At 39.1% G+C, this 19,744-nt stretch carries 15 protein-coding genes; 1 reads left to right on the top strand and 14 read right to left on the bottom strand.

The window, feature by feature from the left end:
- Complete coding sequence (locus HS960_RS02480) at positions 1–780, top strand: response regulator transcription factor (protein ID WP_159727703.1); 780 nt, start codon at positions 1–3, stop codon at positions 778–780.
- 52 nt (positions 781–832) lie between these two features.
- On the opposite strand, the gene HS960_RS02475 is transcribed toward HS960_RS02480, so the two are convergent.
- The 14 genes from HS960_RS02475 to HS960_RS02410 all read right to left on the bottom strand — a co-directional run bounded on the left by HS960_RS02475 (position 833) and on the right by HS960_RS02410 (position 19,732).
- Entirely contained in the window at positions 833–2,296 is a 1,464-nt protein-coding gene (locus tag HS960_RS02475; protein WP_182331178.1) for a glycoside hydrolase family 76 protein, read from the bottom strand.
- Positions 2,297–2,458: 162 nt separating this feature from the next.
- Positions 2,459–3,208, bottom strand: coding sequence for a YoaK family protein (locus HS960_RS02470; RefSeq protein WP_075993467.1), 750 nt, complete (start codon positions 3,206–3,208; stop codon positions 2,459–2,461).
- Positions 3,192–3,692 carry a hypothetical protein gene (locus tag HS960_RS02465; protein WP_070567934.1) on the bottom strand — a complete coding sequence of 167 codons (501 nt, stop codon included), beginning with the start codon at positions 3,690–3,692 and terminating at the stop codon, positions 3,192–3,194. Before HS960_RS02465 ends, HS960_RS02470 begins: the two co-directional genes overlap by 17 nt.
- Positions 3,679–4,197 (bottom strand): hypothetical protein, encoded by a 519-nt coding sequence (locus tag HS960_RS02460; RefSeq protein ID WP_159727709.1) that lies wholly within the window; start codon positions 4,195–4,197, stop codon positions 3,679–3,681. Before HS960_RS02460 ends, HS960_RS02465 begins: the two co-directional genes overlap by 14 nt.
- A gap of 129 nt (positions 4,198–4,326) precedes the next feature.
- Complete coding sequence (locus HS960_RS02455; RefSeq protein WP_159727710.1) at positions 4,327–5,757, bottom strand: TolC family protein; 1,431 nt, start codon at positions 5,755–5,757, stop codon at positions 4,327–4,329.
- Between the two features lie 7 nt (positions 5,758–5,764).
- On the bottom strand, positions 5,765–7,126 hold the full coding sequence (locus HS960_RS02450) for an HlyD family secretion protein (protein ID WP_182331177.1): 1,362 nt from the start codon (positions 7,124–7,126) through the stop codon (positions 5,765–5,767).
- Entirely contained in the window at positions 7,116–8,117 is a 1,002-nt protein-coding gene (locus tag HS960_RS02445) for an ABC transporter transmembrane domain-containing protein (RefSeq protein WP_153845789.1), read from the bottom strand. Before HS960_RS02445 ends, HS960_RS02450 begins: the two co-directional genes overlap by 11 nt.
- A gap of 69 nt (positions 8,118–8,186) precedes the next feature.
- On the bottom strand, positions 8,187–8,669 hold the full coding sequence (locus tag HS960_RS02440) for a hypothetical protein (RefSeq protein ID WP_153845788.1): 483 nt from the start codon (positions 8,667–8,669) through the stop codon (positions 8,187–8,189).
- Positions 8,670–8,793: 124 nt separating this feature from the next.
- Positions 8,794–10,152, bottom strand: coding sequence for a HAMP domain-containing sensor histidine kinase (locus tag HS960_RS02435; RefSeq protein ID WP_182331176.1), 1,359 nt, complete (start codon positions 10,150–10,152; stop codon positions 8,794–8,796).
- A gap of 10 nt (positions 10,153–10,162) precedes the next feature.
- Positions 10,163–10,879, bottom strand: coding sequence for a response regulator transcription factor (locus HS960_RS02430; protein WP_075994892.1), 717 nt, complete (start codon positions 10,877–10,879; stop codon positions 10,163–10,165).
- A 195-nt stretch (positions 10,880–11,074) separates the two neighbouring features.
- Positions 11,075–13,537, bottom strand: coding sequence for a phosphocholine-specific phospholipase C (locus tag HS960_RS02425; protein ID WP_202883741.1), 2,463 nt, complete (start codon positions 13,535–13,537; stop codon positions 11,075–11,077).
- Positions 13,537–15,030: a SusD/RagB family nutrient-binding outer membrane lipoprotein gene (locus tag HS960_RS02420; RefSeq protein ID WP_182331175.1), complete on the bottom strand. Its 1,494-nt coding sequence runs from the start codon at positions 15,028–15,030 to the stop codon at positions 13,537–13,539. Before HS960_RS02420 ends, HS960_RS02425 begins: the two co-directional genes overlap by 1 nt.
- Positions 15,031–15,042: 12 nt before the next feature.
- Positions 15,043–18,264, bottom strand: coding sequence for a SusC/RagA family TonB-linked outer membrane protein (locus HS960_RS02415; protein ID WP_182331174.1), 3,222 nt, complete (start codon positions 18,262–18,264; stop codon positions 15,043–15,045).
- Positions 18,265–18,382: 118 nt separating this feature from the next.
- Positions 18,383–19,732, bottom strand: coding sequence for an MATE family efflux transporter (locus HS960_RS02410; RefSeq protein WP_182331173.1), 1,350 nt, complete (start codon positions 19,730–19,732; stop codon positions 18,383–18,385).
- Positions 19,733–19,744: the final 12 nt, after the last annotated feature.

Raw genomic sequence — 19,744 nt, 5'->3', positions numbered from 1 at the left:
ATGAATGCCAAATCCAATTTATTATTAGTAGATGATCATACCGAACTGCTTGAATTTATTGCGGATGATCTCAATGAAGATTATCAGATAACAACGAGTTCTAATGGAAGAGAAGCCCTAGATTTATTAGCCTCTGAATATTTCGATCTGATCGTAAGTGATGTAATGATGCCAGAAATGGATGGTTTTGAGCTCTGTCAAAAAATTAAGGAAGATATCGCTTATGCACATATTCCAGTTATACTTTTGACGGCAAAAAATAGTATTGAATCAAAAATTCAGGGTTTAGAATTTGGTGCCGACGCTTACATTGAAAAACCTTTTTCGCCCGCTTTTTTAAGAGCACAAATAGCGAGTTTATTAAAGAATAGAGTTAAGGTCAAGGAATTTTTCATTAAAAATCCGATGTCGCAAATCCAACAGATCGGGCAAAATCAAAGTGAACAAGAGTTCTTGCTGAGGATTGAAGAAATCATTATGCAACATCTCGATGATCCCCAGTTTAATGTCGATAGAATGGCCGATATTCTCTGTATGAGCAGACCTACACTCTATCGCAAAATCAATGTGGTATCCAGCCTATCACCCAATGAACTGATTAATTTAACTCGGCTCAGAAAAGCAGCAGAACTGCTTATTCAAAAACAATATAAAGTTTACGAAATTTCTAATTTATTGGGCTATAGTTCGGCAACTCATTTCTCACGTAATTTTCAAAAGCAGTTTGGCCAAAGTCCTACCGAATTTCAGGACGCTCAAACTGCTTTATCTAAATCTTGAACAAGCAAATAATCATATCTGAATAAAAATAGGTGTCCGTCCACGCGTGCACCTATTTTGTTGGTTCAACTTGCGCAAGTGTTGCATACTGTGCTGCATAAGTGAACATGAACATTCCTTCCAAATCATTCTTACCTTTGTCATTTGCCCAGCCTCCAAGCAAGTCATTCGGCAGAAATCCATCTTTCAAGAAGTGGGTATAGCCATAATCCAAGTTATCCTGAAAAGATTTTGCATACATTCCAGCCTTGCTGTAATTCGGAGATATAGTGGTATACCCTCTTAACAACACGCCGTTAAACCAATTATTAAAACCATCTGTCGCATAGGTATAGTGCTCAGGAATCTGCTGCCCTAACTTTCCAAAATAAGTAAAAGTCGCATCGGCCAGTTTCTTGCCATCTTCTAAATAGCTTTTTGCTTTCGTAACACGATATAAGTCTGCTGCTCCGGAAATCATCGTGCCACTATTATAGGAAAATGCTGTTCCAACCGCTTTTCTGAGCTCAGTATTTTTTCGATATTGTACACCATTGACCGTTTCATAAGCTATCGAACAATCTGGAAAGCAATCACCCATCATATCCGCATAAACACCTTTTTCATTAAGAAGATACACCTTTTGCCAGTCATAAATCCTTTTAGCATAACGGAGATAAAAATCGCTCTTCTTCTCTTTTTTAGAAATACGGGTTAATTTATCTTTCTGATCAATGGAATGCGCAACGATTTGGTCTCCTTTCTTTTTATAGATTTCATACAATGCAACAAGCGGACTAATAATCGGTGCATTGCTACAGGCATGCTTAGTTACATATCCTGGACCCCAAGGAATTCCGCCATGCTCTTTCCCTTTCTCATCCAAAGTACAATCCCAACCATCAAGAACATAAGCAGTAAGGTATTCAGCTTCTTGCAAATAACGTTCTTGCCCAGTCAAGTGATAGGCTTCCAATAATTCCCGTACCAACCACATCTGATCATCATAGACATTCAAAACTCCCGTTACATTTGCTTTTCCTTTTTCTCGGACGCGATCGACAGCATACACCGTCCATTCTTTATGTTGTGTAAAAGATGTTAGCGTAAATGTCCCTAAATAATAAGCTGCATTTGCATGAAGCTTAGCCAATAAATCCACATAGCGGGAATAATACTTTCCGTAAAGCTCGGTATTACCTGCCTTTTGTTGCTTTTTCAAGCCGCTCAACACAGCATTTACAGCTTCTATGGAAGCAGAGTACATCCATACACTCGCTTTTTCTTCGGATCGAACCTGCGTAAATGGATTATAAAAACGATGCATTTTGAAATCTTCACCAGAAAAATAGACTTCCATTGACCGATCAATCAATTGGATCGCCCGTAAAAGATTCTGTTGGCTTTTATTTTGATCATGTACTGATCTTTGGCTATGCAATTCTTGCGCACACACCTGTTTTACACAGAGGGGTGATACTGACAGAGAAATTAGAGAGAGTGCCCAAAAAGGCCGGATGGAAAAGAATTTGATCATGATACGGTTTTAAATTGATTAAGTAGTCTTTCATGCGCTTTGGTAGAGCGTGATAACCGAGGTTGAAGATAAGCATTTTTTGGACAAAAAAAATCGCATTTTTTGAAATGCGATTAAACTCTTTGCCCTTTTGCTTAGTTAACCAAGAACTTTCTCGGTCAACTAAGCTGCCACTGGCTGACGATGACGATTCACAAATTGCTTTTTCAACAGATACAATTTGTAGTGGTCGTACAAACCAATGATTAAAAGAACAAAACAAACCACGTAAAATGTCTTATTCGATAAATAGGTGAATGAAATACCGCTCACAAGCCCTCCCATGACATAGGCTCCCACGATACTCAGCAGTAAATGGAATTTGTCGACCAACGCCTTATTGCTTCGGTTGGACTCCTTCGTGAACATCGAAATCAATATTGCCAAATCTGTCGTTAGTCCTGTCAAATGTGTCGTTTTCACAACAGAATTGGATATGCTCGCTGTTAAACCATTTTGTAATCCCATTGCAAACAGCAATGCACCGACAAGTATCTCTGTTTCTTTCAAAGAATCTTCATAAAATACATCAAGATATATTCCGACAAATAATATACTCAGTATTTCCAATGCCAAGGGAATGGAATGTGTCAGATAGGAGCTAAAACGTCCTTTACCATGAATGATGATAAGATTCGAAAGCATACTCCCTACTAGAAAAAGTAAAATCCAAAATAGCACTACTGCACCTTGATACCAATTTCCTTTCGCAATCTCTTGCGCAAAAACAGCATAATAACCTGTTACATTGGATGTAAACGAGAAAAAGACAATGACAGATGCGACATTGACCATTCCCGCAGAGAATGCAGTTATTCCCCCTAATTTGATATTATCTTGAATCGTTCTATGATTGCTATATTTTCTCAGCATACTTTTCCTTTCCTCCTTTTTTCAGCACAATTCGTGCAATTCCTTTCGTCTGCATATCCAAGTTAAGATGCAGTATCAATTGGTTTTTATTTAATTTTTGTATGACAAAGCTCTCTATAAGCTCATCATTTTTCCGAAGCTCAAGGATATGGCCTCGTCCCTTCAAAAACCAATTGTATTGTTTGTCCTCGTGATGGGCAATAAAATTTTTGTCACCCATTTTTTCAAAATGCCATAATCCATCCTGCAAGGGTGGAAGGTGAGCGATTGCAGCATCTTTTATTCCCTCATGGATAACCGCCTGTTTTTTGAACGTTGGAGACTTCTCCACTTTCTCAAAGTACCAACCTTGCTCTTCCCACTCCCCTTCTAAAAGCCGCTCGGGGTTTTCATAAAACATAACCATTGAACTAGCTCCTAAAAGCAAAAATGACAACAAGACGAAGTTGAACCTCGCCAATATTTTTCTCTTAATAATTAACATCCCATTTCTTGTTAAAAAATAAATCCGCCAAGACATTTCCTCCTGTTTTGTTTGTCCCAGGTCTTGCTACAATCGAGACATTCTTCTGTTTACTTTTACTCAAGTCAAGCAAAGCCTGTCCGACGTCGAAAAAATGCCGTGTTCTTTTTTCAAATTCATAATCTGTGGGAACTTTGACTTCATCAATCCGAGCTCCGCGCAAATAATGTTGTAAATAATTGAGATTGTCAGAGCCGATGATATCTGTATAGATATTTAGCTTACGATTTTCATAACGATGACAGATCATCTGGCAGGCCTTCAAAAAGTCCTCCGATTGAAGATTACTGAGTTGGTCATCCAATGTGATTCCCAATAGTTCGCTGATCGATGTACTGCTCTTATTACCATAGACAAGAATGATATCAAGTTCTTCGGCTGTCGATCGCTCTATACTATGAATCACAAAAAAAAGCGAATCAATCGTAAAATCACTTGGAATCAATACACGTATTGCCTTTGCCATATCCAATTATTTTTATACAAAATTAACAGGTCGTCATGGCAACCGAATGAATCTGGAATTAACTTTCTATTAGAATTTTAAGACTTATATTAAAATGAGATTAAAAAAAAGATGCAGATTAAAATGGGATTAAAATTTAGTTCCAGCTTTGTAATATAATTCCGCTAGTGCCTTTCTGTAGTCCGTAACAAGCTTCTCTTGCTTGATACGCATTTCGATCAGCTTGTTTTCCCTACTATTAACAACAAACAAGGTTGATTCACCCAGTTCAAACTTATTTAATTCCCCCCGAAGAAGCAGTTCCTGATTACTTATATTGATCGATTGAAGTTCAATCTGTTTACTGTAAGCATTTAAATCATTATATTTTTTAACGACTTCATTGTAAATATTTCTCTCGGTCGCAAGCTGTTCAAATCGTAGCTGATCTTGCTTAATCCGGACCTCTTTAAGCTTCCCACGTTCGGCGCGAATAAAAAGTGGAAATGCAAATTCAAAACCTACTTTATAATTATGCCAATTAAAATCATACTGCGGTGGTACAAAGTCATTAAAACCGTAACGGCTAGAAATGAGCGCGCCCGACACATTAAATTTAGGTTTAAGCATTTCTTTTCGATAACGTTCTTCAAATAGAAGTTGTTGATTTTTACTCGCCAACTTTATCATTTCGGGATGAGCAATTTTTGCCGAATCAAGTAGCGCCTCGATCACACTATTATCTGGCAAAATAACAGGATCTTCGAGCTTATGCGGTATGGCATGATCGGGAAGTTCTACTGGAAATTGTTGATCATTCCACAGATGATTGGACAATACAATTTTCGCGTTTTTAAGTTCAACCTCATACTTTGAAAGTTCTATCCGCCGTTCTTTTACAACGACCGAAGCTTCGATGGAATCAATTACAGGTTTATCTCCCAGCGTCGTCTGCTCACTGATTGCTTTAAACCGTTGATCAGCCAATTTTACACCCTCCAATAAAAGCTGATACTGTTGATAGGCAAAATACCAATTCCAGTAATCTGAAAGTGCCTGAAACCAAATGGCATTTATTTGTTTTATCTTTTCGCCTTCTAGGTAGCTGATCATAGCCTTTGCCTGCTGCAACGTATTTCTTCTGCTATCGACAATTAAACCTTGCCCCAATGGAATACTTAAACCGATTGCGGAAAGCCCTGCATTATTTGTTCGGGATTGCGGGTTTGTATAATCACCAACATTTCGATCATAAGCAATTTTCAGATCTGCGCCAGCTAACCAAAGTGGAATTTTCAACTCACTATTCCACTGATTGTAATAATCCGTCTTGCCAAAATGCTTATTTTTAAAACTGGAATTTAGCGTCGGATCAAACTTTCCTAACGCCTGTGTTACCTGGGCTTTTGCAGTTTCACTCAGCAGATTCACTTGTTTAACGATGGGATGATTGGCCATTAAAAGCTCTTCCATGTCATCCACGGTAAAAGTATTCGTTGCTCCATACTCCTTTTCCTGAGCCGAAAGATAAGGAGAGAAAAAAAAGCAAAACACGATAAAAATAAAATTCAATTTATTCATATAACAATTACTTTTTCTCCCTTTCTTTTGGTTCTCTTTCCAAACTCGGCGGAAAGCCATTCAACTGTCGCCATATCTCATACCATAATGGGACTTTATTTAAAATAACCCTTCCATAAGCACCTGAGCCTTGATTTAACTGAACAGGCCAGGGCTCATCTCCTTCCGGAACAGGATCTGTTGCGCGTATCAAAATCCTAAATCGGCCATTCGTACTACTCACTTTATCGATGACTGAAACTTTTCCAGCAAAGGTACCGACCGCGACAGACGGCCATCCGGAAAATTGGATCGATGGCCAGCCATCAAATTGTAGCCTTACATCACTTTCCGGCTCAATCAGTGGAACATCCATTGCGTTTACATAAAGCTCTACGGCAAGCAGTGGTTTCTTAGGCTGTAATGTCGCAACGGACTCTCCTTCCTTCATATTTTCACCAATTCCTGCCTTAAAGGTTTTTACAATAAAACCATCTTGTGGCGCCCTCACGACATATAACCCACGTCGTACATCAATATTGGATATCTCATTTCTCAGTTTGGCGATATCCCCTTGTACTGAGGCTTTGGAGGAAAAGGCGGAACTTAAATCGGACTGCGCTTTCGCCAATGATTCATTGTACTTTGCACGGATATTGTTTAATTCGATACTGGCATTCGTTAATGATTGTCTTGAATTCGACAACTTGTTATCTGCACTTACAACTTTAGCTCGATCATTTTGCAGATTTAAGCGCCTTGTTTCAATATCTGTTAAGGAAAATAAACCGTCACGATAGCCCTCTTCGTACCGTTTAAGCCGCTTTTCGCTGGTCTCAAAAAAGCTCATGACAGCGACCAATTCTGCGCTATCTATTTTTACCAGATTTTGAGCTTGAATCACCTTATTTTTAGCTGACGCAAGCTGGAAATCAAGCCCATTTTTCAATGCTTCAATCTGTGCTTCAGTGGCTTTCATTTTTTGATTAGCAGCATCTTCTCCGCTTTGTTTGGCATTCAATTGCTCTTCTAATCGCAATGGTAACATGGGATCAAAATAAGATTGAGAAGTCTCCGAAAGCACTAAAATCGTATCACCTTTCTTCACTTCCTGCCCTTCGGTAACCGCCCAATACTCAATGCGACCACCAATCTGATTTTGGATGGTCTGCGGTCTGTCCTGTGGACGTAAAGCGGTAACCGCTCCTACTCCAGGAATTGTCTGCCTCCATGGGAGAAAAAGTGCTAGTACAAAAGCAATCCCAGAAAACACAAGAATTCGCCCCAAGACGAGGGATCCCCGCTCTTTCAATAACTTGCCAACTGCATCATCGGAAAGATCTCTCCATGAGAGCGTTTTCTGACTCGAACGATCCTTATTAATCAACATAAACCGCAGCGTCCTCCTCCAACGCAAGATCCGTTACAGCCGCCAATTTGACAACTCCAGTAAGCATATCAAAAATCGTATTCAAATTTGTCATCAGTTTTTCAATGGCATAACCAATTTGAACGATGACAACTTCAGCAGCAACAAATTGACCAAAAGTCATTTGCCGCTCAACAACAAAATAAGATCCAAGCAAGAGCATCGCTCCAAACAACAGGGTGCGAAGTAGGACAGAACCAATAAAAAAGCGCTTTAAAACCTTAAAATGATCGTTTCTCGCCCCTAAATACTTACTGACAATATAATCTGTTGTCTTTGTCACTTCGTTCATTTTCATCTCATCAGCACGATAATGGTCAATTTGTCCGGCAACAGCTTCCAAATAGGCTACCGTCTCATATTTGTATTCAGACTCTTCAATACTTGTTTTCAACCCTCTTTTATAGTATAAAACAAGTATCGTAATAACAGAAAAAATGACAATAAGGCCAAAGGCCAGAAATACAGGATGATAAAATGACAATAAGACCACGCTAAAGAAAATTGTCACCACTGCGGCGATGATATCGATCAAAAGTTTGATAATTCCCTTTTGAATAATGATAACATCAAAAAATCGGTTAACCAACTCCACAAGATTTTTTCCAAGTAACTCTTTAGGTTTAATTCTCGGCAGGCGATAAGAAAATTCAACCGCCGATTTTAGAAAGATTTTCTGCTCTAAATACTCGACTAAGGTCAATTGTCCGATCAATAATACCCCGCCCACAATCACGCCAAATAATACAAAAGCAATTAAGATATAGGTAGAGCTATACATCGCTCCATTGCTTAAAAAATTAAAGATAGCTGTTATCCCTATCGGAATAGTCAAACTAAAGATACCGATGACGATGGCATAAATAAATATATAATTGATCGTTTTTCGTTCAGTATGTAATAAGCTGGCCAACCGTTGCAAAGGTGATGGTCCGCCTTGTATATGCCCCATAAAAATAGATAGAAGATAAGTTAGAAATGATGAATCTCAGCTAAAAACAACAGTAAAAACTCCGATCGATCATTCTATTAGTCCGATTTCTCTGTTTCTAATACTTGGTTGTTCCTTAAATGAAATTGTAGAAGGAATTTGACTCTCGACTTTACGGAGTGCACTAGCGACATTAAAAAAATTGCGTGTTTTCTTTTTATAGGTATAATCACGTGGTATTATGACCTCATTTACAGACTGTCCTTTGAGGTAATGCTGCAAATAATGACTGTTATCGGTACCCAAAATATCTGCAAAAATACTGAGCTTACGGTTTTTATAGCGCTGATAGATTCCGCTACAGGCTTTTAAAAAAGATTCAGATTGAAGTGTTTCCAGTTGATCTTCCAATCCAATTCCGAGTAATTCACTCGCAGAAGTGCTGCTTTTATTGCCATACACAAGGATAATATCGATAGAATCAGCCATTGACTCTTCAATACTTTGACGCACAAAATGGAGTGAATCAACTGTAAAATCACTAGGTATTAATATACGCGTTGTTTTAGCCATGCTTTTTTTTAGCAAAGTTAAAACGCACATATGGCAACGGAATGAATCTAAAATTAGCTTTCCATTAGAAAGCGAGCAACAGTATTAAAATGAGATTAGAAATGCAGTTGAAATTAAAACCACATTAAAATCGAAGGTAAGTGGGTAGTTCAATTTCTACAGTGGTGCCTTCACTCACAACAGAATTGACCTTCAATGTCCCACTATGCAACTTAATAATATTTCTGGCCAAAGGAAGTCCAATACCATAACCGTCAATGCCACTCGTATTGGACGCTCTAAAATAAGGATCGTAGATATGATCCAATTCGCGGGAGGGTATTCCTATACCTTTGTCTTTTATTAGAATAAACACTTTATCGTCCAATGCCCCTAAAGCAATATAAGCGGTTCTATCGGATGAATACTTACACGCGTTGCTGATAATATTGGATAGCGCAAGCTGTAGCAAAATTGCATTTCCATTCACCTTAAGTCGCATACTATCATCTGGTAATAGACTGAAATCTGTGATAATCTTAAATTTATCATTGATGGCCTTAACAGTCAGCTCGGAGTCCATCACGATCTGATCAATACGAACGGGGCTAAAAGCTGTCGCATTATTAACAAAACCTGTACGCGCCAACAATAAAAGTGCTTTTGTTTTCTTTTCCAAATGTTCTGCCGACTCAATGATCTTAAATAATGTTCGTTGGTACTCCGCTGTTGTTCGCTCTTTGGATAAAGCAAGATCTGCCTGTCCTATGATGGATGTCAATGGTGTATTTAGCTCATGTGATGCATTGCTGATAAAGTTCTTTTGTGTTTCGAAAGAAGTTTCCAAGCGCGTCAACATCCGATTAAATGTGAGTGCCAGACCATGAAGCTCACCTTTGTATTTATCCTCATCCAATCGTTTATAAAGATTTTCCGAACCAATCTCTTGCACCTCTTTCATCATGGTTAGTATTGGCTTTAAGAACGAACGTTTCATAAAAACCGAAACAACGAATATAAAGAGAATCCCCAAAATCAGACTTATAATAAGCAGATTACGAAGGTAGGCCAAATGGTGTGTATAAAAGTAATTTTCAGCGGAAGCGCCCACAATATACTTTCGACCATTTTGCGAAAAATATTTAGTTGAATAGAATTGATTACCCGACTTGAAATTTGAGCTTCCTTTTTTATTGATTTTATCCCAAAGTTCTTGATGAAATCCTTGGCTTCTTAAAATAGCACCATTGCTATCAAATTCTACCAAAAATTCATGCTGATTATTGAGATTTTCTATAAAATCAAGGCTCCACTGATCAGCCTGGGAGGCGGATTTACTATTCAGAAATTTTTCAGCAGCAATATTTCGCCGCAGATCCAGCCGTTTATAAAAATCTGTAAAAGCGAAATTTGTAACGGAATAAAAAATAAAGCCAACAAAACAACTCACATAAATGACCAGAATTGCAATGAGATAAATAAGCTTTCGATTATAATTGTGCATTTTTAAATATTCAGTCTTCTATTTTTAGAACATATCCCATACCAATAACCGTATGGATCGCTTTTTTGCTCGTTATTTTTTCAATCTTTTTTCTCAAATAATTCACATAAACATCGACAACATTTGATCCAATATCGAAATTTATTCCCCATATTTTATCCAAAAGCTCCGTTCTCTCAAATACCTTTTTGGGGCTCTGAATAAACAACAAGAGTAAACGATACTCTGTACTTGTCAGATTGAGTTCCTGCCCCTCACAGTAGGCTATTTTTTTATAATCATCAATACTCAGAAAACCATAACTAAATGTGTCTTTCGAGGGCTGTAACTCACGTTGTGTTGCCTGTACGATAGACTGTTGCCTGCGGATTAACGAACGTATCCGAGCCTTCAATTCAATCAGCTTAAAGGGCTTGGAAAGATAGTCATCGGCACCATTATCTAGTCCGAGCACCACATTCTCTGGAGTACCAAGTGCAGTCAGCATCATAACAGGTAAATCGGTATACCCCCACTGTCTGATCTGCTTACAAATATCCAGGCCGTTAGTTCCCGGCAAAAGAATGTCCAATAACACAAGAGAGACATCTTGCTTCGCCAAAAGCTGTTCCAGACCTTCCGAACGCCCCAAATGAATGACCCTATAGCCATCCTCGCCTAAGCCTTGTACGATCAAATCAGCAACATCCTGTTCATCTTCAACCAAAATAATTTTTTGCTCCTCCATATTCGTCATGATGTGTAGTTCTCTGTAATGAACTACGATCCAAGCTATAAAAATAACGTTTTGACTCAAGAGACACAAATTCCATTTTTGCCCGAATCCACACAAAAAGAATCTTGCTCTATTTTGCAAAAGCAAAAGCGCTGTGTTCATCGATCGTGAAACAGCGCTTTCGTCCCTAGTATTTAATTGGTTCAGCTATAATTTTACTTTACCCATTAACGGATCCGTCTTACTTGATTTACCAGTCTCTATATGCCCAGCATAGCGGAATTTGACCGCATGATCTTCTGAACTCGTTATTTCGATATCATACCAACCTTCACTCTTGCTGCAATCGATTTCAACCAAAGCAGGATCATCCTTGCGCATTGTCTTAGCATGGAAAAGATCATAGGAACAGTCTTTAAGAAGTAAATCCCAATTTAGCGACTCTGATTGTACACAAAGAATAGGCTTTCCAGCGACTACTTTCGTATATACATCAATAGCTGGAATATGTGACTTTGCGCCTTCAATCGTGCGATAAAAACCATTAGGGCCATGCAATGCAAATGATATGTACTCTCCTACAATTTTATCGAGTTCCCATTCATACGCTAATTGATCCCCTTCTCGTACCGTAAAATTCCAAACTTTACCCGCCGCATGGCCATCATACGCCACATAGGAAATAACATAATAAGGCAGACCCGCTCCCGCTTTAGCTGTATTGAGCCTTCTTTCCAAGGTTGAGCTGATGGAAAGCATCGTTGGTGTATGCTGTACTTTTAGCTGCAATTCATAAGGTAAAGCACAGGCATCCTTCCATCCCTGCTCTTGCATCTGCATAGCTGCATGATACTGACCTGTCGATTTGATTTCCTCCAGTTTTTGGCTGTCGATTTTCACAAAACCTGTTGGGAGCTTTTTATTCCTGGCGGAGAATATACGTTCAACATACTCATCTCTATCCACCGGATTAAGCCTTGTTTTGGAAATTTTATCTACAGGACGAAAAGAAGTCGTTAAGTCGCCACAGACCATTCTTCGCCATTGACTGATGTTTTCTTCTCGTACCACCTTACCCGTTTTCTTCTCCAAAAAATGTTCTAAAAATTGAAGACAGGAGGTGTGGTCGAAAACTTCGGAATTGACCCAACCACCCTTAGACCAGGGTGAAGCTATCACCATTGGTACTCGATAGCCCAAACCAATAGGACTTTCAAAACTTACATTATTACTATTTCTCCTTTTTCGCTCCTGTTCTAGCGTAACATATTCATCCGAAGTGTCGATTTCTGACACGGCACCCTGATCTTTGTTCGTGCTCAATGGCGGAACAAAAGGAGCGATATGGTCAAAATATCCATCATTTTCGTCATAAGTTAAGATGAAAATCGTCTTTTTCCAAACCTCAGGGTCTTTGGTCAATATATCGAGGACTTCGGATACGTACCATGCCCCATACCAAGGTGAGCCCGGATGATCCGAGAAACGACAAGGTGCCACTAACCAAGACACTGTAGCTAATTGGCGATCTTCAACATCTTTTCTAAACTGATAAAAAACATCTCCGGCTGGCACCTCAACTTCCTGCCGCTTTCCACCTTCTTTATAACTTAATTTATCAAGTTTGTGAAAGTTGGGATCAGCTAGATTAGTCACAAAAGCATTACGATGAATATCTTTTTCAAATTGGGATAGCTTTTCAAAATTTTCGGGGGTATAATGAATGACATCTCTTTTCAAATCCTCCAATTCCGCTTTGGCTTTGTGCAGCAATTCTTCTTTTGGATTTGTTTCCAAAAATTTATGCAGCTCTTTTACCCGTTCTTTCATCCACTGATAATGTGCCAAATGATATCTTACACCATATTGTTGGTGAAACTCCAGGTTGTTATCTGTAAAATTGGCCAACCAATCTTCCTCTTCTCCTTTAAAGCCTACTGGTAAACTTAGTTCATTTTGATAAACTTTCCACGAGACCCCTGCTTTTTGTAGTCGTTCAGGATAGGTTTTCCATTTGACATCCTTGTAGTTGATTTGACCATTGTCTACATGCGCAACAGATTCGGGATTTCGGGGTTCTTCGCGCACTGTACCAGTCCAAAAATACGATCGATTAGCGCTCGTTCCCGTCAGTGAAGAACAAAAATGATGGTCACAAACCGTAAATGCATCTGCAAAAGCATAATAAAAAGGAATATCTGCACGGTTATAATAACCCATTGTTAAAGGCATGGCCTTATATTCTGAATTACCAGAGCTCTTTGCTTCCAACCAATTATCCATTTTCCCGTCATGACGAGCAGCAACCATATCACGCCAACCATGCGGAAGCGACCCCATCCAAGTCGATTTACTATTGACGATATCTAAATGGAAAGGTGCAAAATATGCACCTTCCTTATTTCCTTGTATCCATACAGGTAGACCATTCGGTAATTTCATCGCGCGGGGATCGTTAAAGCCACGTACACCCTTCAAAGTTCCAAAACAATGGTCAAACGATCTGTTTTCCTGCATCAAAAAGACAACATGTTCGGCATCCAAAAAAGTTGATCCTTTTGGAGCTTCAATCGCCAAGGCTTTTTGTATTGATTCAGGCAGCCAGTTTATAGCGACTGTACTCCCAGCCAGCATGGCTGCTTTTTTTAAAAATACCCTCCTTGAATCCATTATTTTAACCACCAAGTCTGTAAATTAATATTGTCATTTCCGCCAAATTGTGATTTGATCGCATCAGATACATTCGCAGTATTATTATTGTACTCATCTTGAGGATACATCCAGCGATAGGCTGTTTTCACATTCGCAGATTTACGGAAACTCGGATATCCCGTGCGCAAATGATCAAAATAAGCCGAGTATCCCCCCTGATGAAATGAGCGTAGGTATTTCTGCATCAAGATACGTTCTAGCTTTTGCTCATTGGAGCTAGCTCCGTCAAGACTTACCGAATTTTGTTCAAGATATTTGGCCGCTTGTGCTTCATTTGTATAAGTTCCTAAATTTTTCGCATACTTTTCATAAAATTTGAACGACGCCTGTACTCCTTTGGTATACGTTGCATTGAGATCGCCCGTTATCCAACCTTTCAAAATGGCTTCAGCCAAAATAAACTGCATCTCCGAACAGCCCAATAAGACCAATGGCTCAGCTGTGGGATCTTGATAAAATCGTTCGTGGACTTTCGATAATTTACCTAATACAGCTTTTGCATTCACCTGTGCATAAGGAACAATCGGATCACCGCCTTCATAAGCCGTAAAGTCATTAATCGCTTTACCCGCTTCTTTACCCAGTCTTGTTTGTGTAGCGACGGCAAATAACCGCGGATCTTTCAGGTCCTGCAATCGTTGGATAAATGTTGAATCCATATACATTCCCGATCCATAACCGCTAGAGTTAAACTCCGGATAACGATTACCCTCTTGATTCAAAAAGACGAGTTGCCCATCTTCAGCACCACTAACATCAGTGATTCTAGACTCATTGGTAAATATTTTTGAAAATTCTGTTGCTGCATTAAATGGGAGATCAGTCGTTTTCTTCGAAAGCGTCAATAATACTTTTAGGCGAAATGAATTGACTAACTTATTCCAATTGCCATTATTTCCACCATAAATAATATCCCCATTTATGGTGTTATTGTTCTTCTTCAGAATAATACTTGCTTCCTCGAGCTCCTTCAATACACCCACCAAAACGTCTTTCTGTGTATCGTATTTCGGCGCAAAAATTGCCGAATTTTCACCCTTTGCTGCTTCTGAATAAGGGACATCACCAAACGTTAAGGTAAGATTATAAAAATAATACGCACGGAAAAATTTTGCTAATGCCAAATAACTTTCAGCGCCAATACGTTCAGCTTCTTCGGTCATCTTGGTAATATTGCGAAGATTACCATATTGCTCAAAGCTTCCCCTTTGCCAATTATAAATTTGATTCGCATTTTCACCATCCGTTTGCACAATCATTTTCAAGGTATATAGTGGTGAGGTACCGTGCCAGGTCCGAAAAGCATCCCATTCTACCTTCGTCAATAAAGCTTGCGGGTGGGTTGTTGTCGCTTCATTTGGATTAACATTTACTTCAGTCAATTTCTGACAAGAAGTCATGATTGAAAGAGAAAATAATCCAAGAAATATATGTTTATTAAATAATTTCATCGTACTACGTTATTAAAACTTAAAATCTAGAGAAAAACCAATATATCGCGTGGAAGGATCTTGTAAGTTTCCATCGTTTCCAACACCAAAATCAGGATCGATATAAGGTACTTTCTTCCACATAGCCAAATTATAGCCAAATAGTGATGCATTTAAGGCCGTAAGCTGTTTTAATTTAAACACCTTATTGACATCATAACCTACCGACAGTCTACGTAGTTTTACAAATGATCGATCAAATACATTGGCAAACAGTTTACTTTCAGACTCTGTAACTCTGGCCTGATAAGGATAATTTTGACTCCAAGCCTGCCAATCAACAGCTTTTGTATTACTTGTATACGTTCGGGTATCTGAAGTAATATTACCGTTCACGTCGCGGGTAAGCTCACCTCCTGTTACGATCACCCCATCTGGCACAAAAACTGGTTTACCTGCATCATATTGTTCCTGACGATATAAGACCGAAGAAGGATGCTTTCCACCCCACCACATTTTTTCTATGGTTGTCGAATTCATCACGCCGCCAATAGATCCGTCGAAATCAAGATTTACCTGAAATCCCTTAAATTTGAACTGGTTTGCAAAACCAAATTGCCAGTCCGGTTGAAAGTAACCTAAATACTGTGGAAATGGATTTTTGGTCGGCATACCCGTATTCGGATTCAAGATAACCTTACCATCAGCCGATTTTTCCCAAACAGTACCATAATAGCTGTCTGCACGATCGCCTTTTTTAAGATTACCGTATTTCGCTTGGTTATTATAAATTTCTTCCAAACGCTGAATTGCACGAGACCAGTTTACAGTAGACGTCCACGAAAATTGTTCATTTTTAATTATATTTCCTGTCAAAGAAATCTCCAATCCTTTTGTACGGTATTTATTTCCATTTACTTTACGCGACGTAAAAGCGGATGCTTGAGAAATACTCAAATCGATAATCTGATTTTTATCAACGACATTATAGTACGTCACATCAGCCGAAAGCCTATTTTTAAAGAAAGCCATAGAAGCACCAATTTCTAAGGAAATGGACTGCTGCGGAAGGATATCAGGATTAATAATACCTGCAGGATATGTTACTGATGGCGTCGAACCATAGGTAACATCTTTTTTATAAGTCGCGGCAATGCTATAAGGATCCAGATCAGAAGATACCGATGCCCAGGAACTGTACAATTTAACAAAGTCAATTTGCGCTGGCAGTTTAAAATAATCGGAGATAACACTACTTAGTGAAACCGATGGATAAAAGAATGACTGATTTGCCTTTGATAATGTGGATGACCAGTCATTTCTTCCTGAAAAATTCAGATAGGTCGACTTAAACACATTTAAATTTACCGACGCATAAGCACTTCGGATTATTTTTTCAGTTGTTGTATTTGTTGCCTTAACTGGGCCTTGGGTATTGCCTAAGTTATAGACAAATGGTACAACTAAACCATCTGTAGTTTGATAAAGCTCACGATAATCTCTTTTGAAAGTGGAAGATCCCGCATTAACGGTTACACCGAAATTATCAGACAACTGCTTAATATAAGTTGCTAAGACGTCCGCATCAAAATTGAGCTGTTTGCTATCCCAGTTTTTATAATCCCCATTCCGTGAATCGCCATAATTCATGTAAGACTTAGGACTCTGCATGTCCTGGAATAGATTTTTTTGTCTTGCTGCAGCACGACCTTTGATGGTAAATTCAGGTGAAATACGCCAAGTTAAAGCAGTCTGCCCGGCCAAAATATCTTGATCGTATACTTGGTTCAACTCATTAGCTGCAAAATAAGGGTTGTTGTACCAAGCATAGTTATAGTTTGCTTGACGATAGCCTTCCTGTCCCGGAATATAGAGGTGATCCTTTAATTCCTGTCCATTTACATCATTTCCCATCCACAACAAAATCGTATACATATGATTTTTAGGCCCATATCCATACCTTGGATAATTTGGAGATTTCACTTTATTATAGGATAAGTTAAGATCTAATTGTACCTCAGGAGTAAAACGGTAAGAGGTATTCAAATTTAATCCACCTGTAGAAAGCTTTGTATTGGGCACCTGACCTTTTTGATAGGCATATTTTCCTGTTCCAAATATGCTTACCTTTTCTGAACGATACGATAATGTCGCATTATTTTCGGTAATCAGTCCAGTTCCAAGGAAATCCTCTAAATTGTTATGTGCGACCCAATCAATCGGCACTCTTTCGTAACGTGACTTATCGTTATACTTGGTTCCACTCACATCACCCCACCAAGGAATCACTTCACCAGTTTGCTTATCACGAATCGGACTGTTCCATTGTGCAACCTTTATTCCGGAGTTCAATTTGGGACCCCATGTCATATCTCCATCTGAAATCCCCCCATCAGCACCATCCCAAAACTCATATTTACCGTTGGATCCACTTCCGAACTCCTTCTGCGATTCAGGAAAAACCGTAAATCCTGCAGAAAACATATTACTGGTTCCAACCGAAAACTCCAGCCTATCGCTTTTTGCACTTTTGGTTGTAATTAAGATCGCTCCATTTTTACCGCGTGATCCATATAAAGATGAAGCGGCTGTTCCTTTCAGCACATTGATATTCTCTATGTTTTGACTGGACATGTCGTAAAAATCAGATTCTACAGGAATACCATCTACGACAATAAGTGGGGTCTTACCACGCAATTGAAAAGATGGTGCCTGAAAAATCCCCGTTGGATTATTAACGATCAGACCAGATACTTGTCCCGTTAGCGCTGTACCAATATTCATTGTTTTAGACTCTTTAAGTACGTCTAATTTAACTTCTTGGGTAGCGTAACCAATTTGCTTCTTTTGTTGCTTGATACCAATTGCCGTGACAACAACCTCATCCAACTTTGAATCATCTTTTTCCAAAACCACCACAAGATCCCCATCTGTAGCAGTTATTGTAGCTGTTTTATATCCTAAAGAAGAAACACGGATTTGGTCGCCAACCTGACCTTTCACATTGAATTTACCATTAAACTCTGTACGCGTACTCTGTTTGCTGGTTTCATTGATGATCGTGCCGCCGTCAATAGGTTTGCCGTCCTGATCCTTAACAATCCCTTTAATAATAGCTTGATCGGCAATTTCGAGCTTGGTAGTTTCATTCGCAAAGTTTGCCCATACGCTATCGACATGTGCCGCATTCAGCAATGCAATAGCTAAGGTCACCTGAGCTGTTTTCCTAAATTGAGGTAGTTTAATAGGTTTCATTATTTTGAATTTTGCCCAAAAAAATGAAACCTATATTACTAGAAGATGAGTAGTATATTAACAATGCAATCTTAAAGATTGCTTAACTTAACATTAATATCGTTCGCGCTGCAATCTCCTATACATCAACCTGCATATTGAGCTTCCGCGTGCTTCGTCGAACCGCATAGATGACTATAATGAAAATAATCCAATCTATCGCCGCGCTCGCTACATAAATGCTGTGTACACCAAAATATTTTGGCGCAATAATTAAGATAGGAATATAAAATACAACCTGCCGCAATACACTGATAAAAGTCGCAGGCTTGGCATGATCAATGGAGGGAAACCACACCATCGCCATAAAAATAAATGGAAGAACCAATAAAACACTCATGTAAATTCTGAAATCCATTAGCTGCTGTATTGAAAAAATCGCTCCTGGTATCATGATAGATATCACGGCAACGGGATGCAGCATCACCAGCAACCAGAACGGAAGCAGAATCAGCAGCCCAGTAATGGCAAATAAACGGTACGAATTGATACTTCTCGTATACTGCCCAGCACCATAGTTCATCCCCGTTACAGGTTGCAAAGCCCGCATAAGCCCCCATAGTGGGGTATTTAATAAAATATAAAGCCGATTGACCGCCGTAAAAAACGTAATATCCATATCATTTCCGTAATTGGCCAATGCGTTGAAGACAACAATATTCTGGATTACAATCATGACCATCATGACAAACCCGGGCATTCCTAACGAAAAAGTTTCTTTTAAAATCGATAAATCCCAAGATAAAGACCAAAACTTTGTTTTGAACGAAGCCTTTCCCCCGGCGTAATACCATACACCTAAAAATGTGTAGATGATCATCGATATATTGGTTGCCCAAGCTGCCCCTGATACACCCCAACCAAAGTGTTCTATAAAAACCGGTTTAAGTAATACATCAACAAGCAACCCTATTGCAATCATCCAGGCCGCAGTTTTCATACGACCCTCTGCACGAATAATCATGTTGAGGGCCAAACCATAAATCCAGAAAAAACTACCCAATATGGTTGCTCGAAAGTAATCCACCCCAAGAGCCAATATCTCACCTCTTCCGCCCATCATGTAGACCAATTTGTCGGCAAATACATAGCAAGGGAGCGTAATTATAAGAGAGAAAATAATCGTCAAAAAATGCACCGTACCAAATGACCTATGTAATTTCTCCTGTTGATCCCCACCTATCCAAATGCTAATTGCCGCCCCCATACCTGTTCCGATCAGAGTACCAAAACCTTGTGCAAATTGGGCTAAAGGATAGGTTACACCGACAGCTGCCAACGCTGTATTGTTAATCAGATGACCAACAAAAATACCATCCAGAAAATTGTTCAGACCATACAGGACCATTGCAATCACGGCAGGCCACGACATCTGCCACATCACCCTGCTTAACTTGCCGTTTAAGATCAGTTGTTTCTGTTTCTCCATAACCTATCGTAA

The sequence above is a fragment of the Sphingobacterium paramultivorum genome (genome assembly GCF_014109745.1).
GTDB lineage: Bacteria > Bacteroidota > Bacteroidia > Sphingobacteriales > Sphingobacteriaceae > Sphingobacterium > Sphingobacterium paramultivorum.
This window is presented reverse-complemented; position numbering and strand designations above follow the sequence as displayed.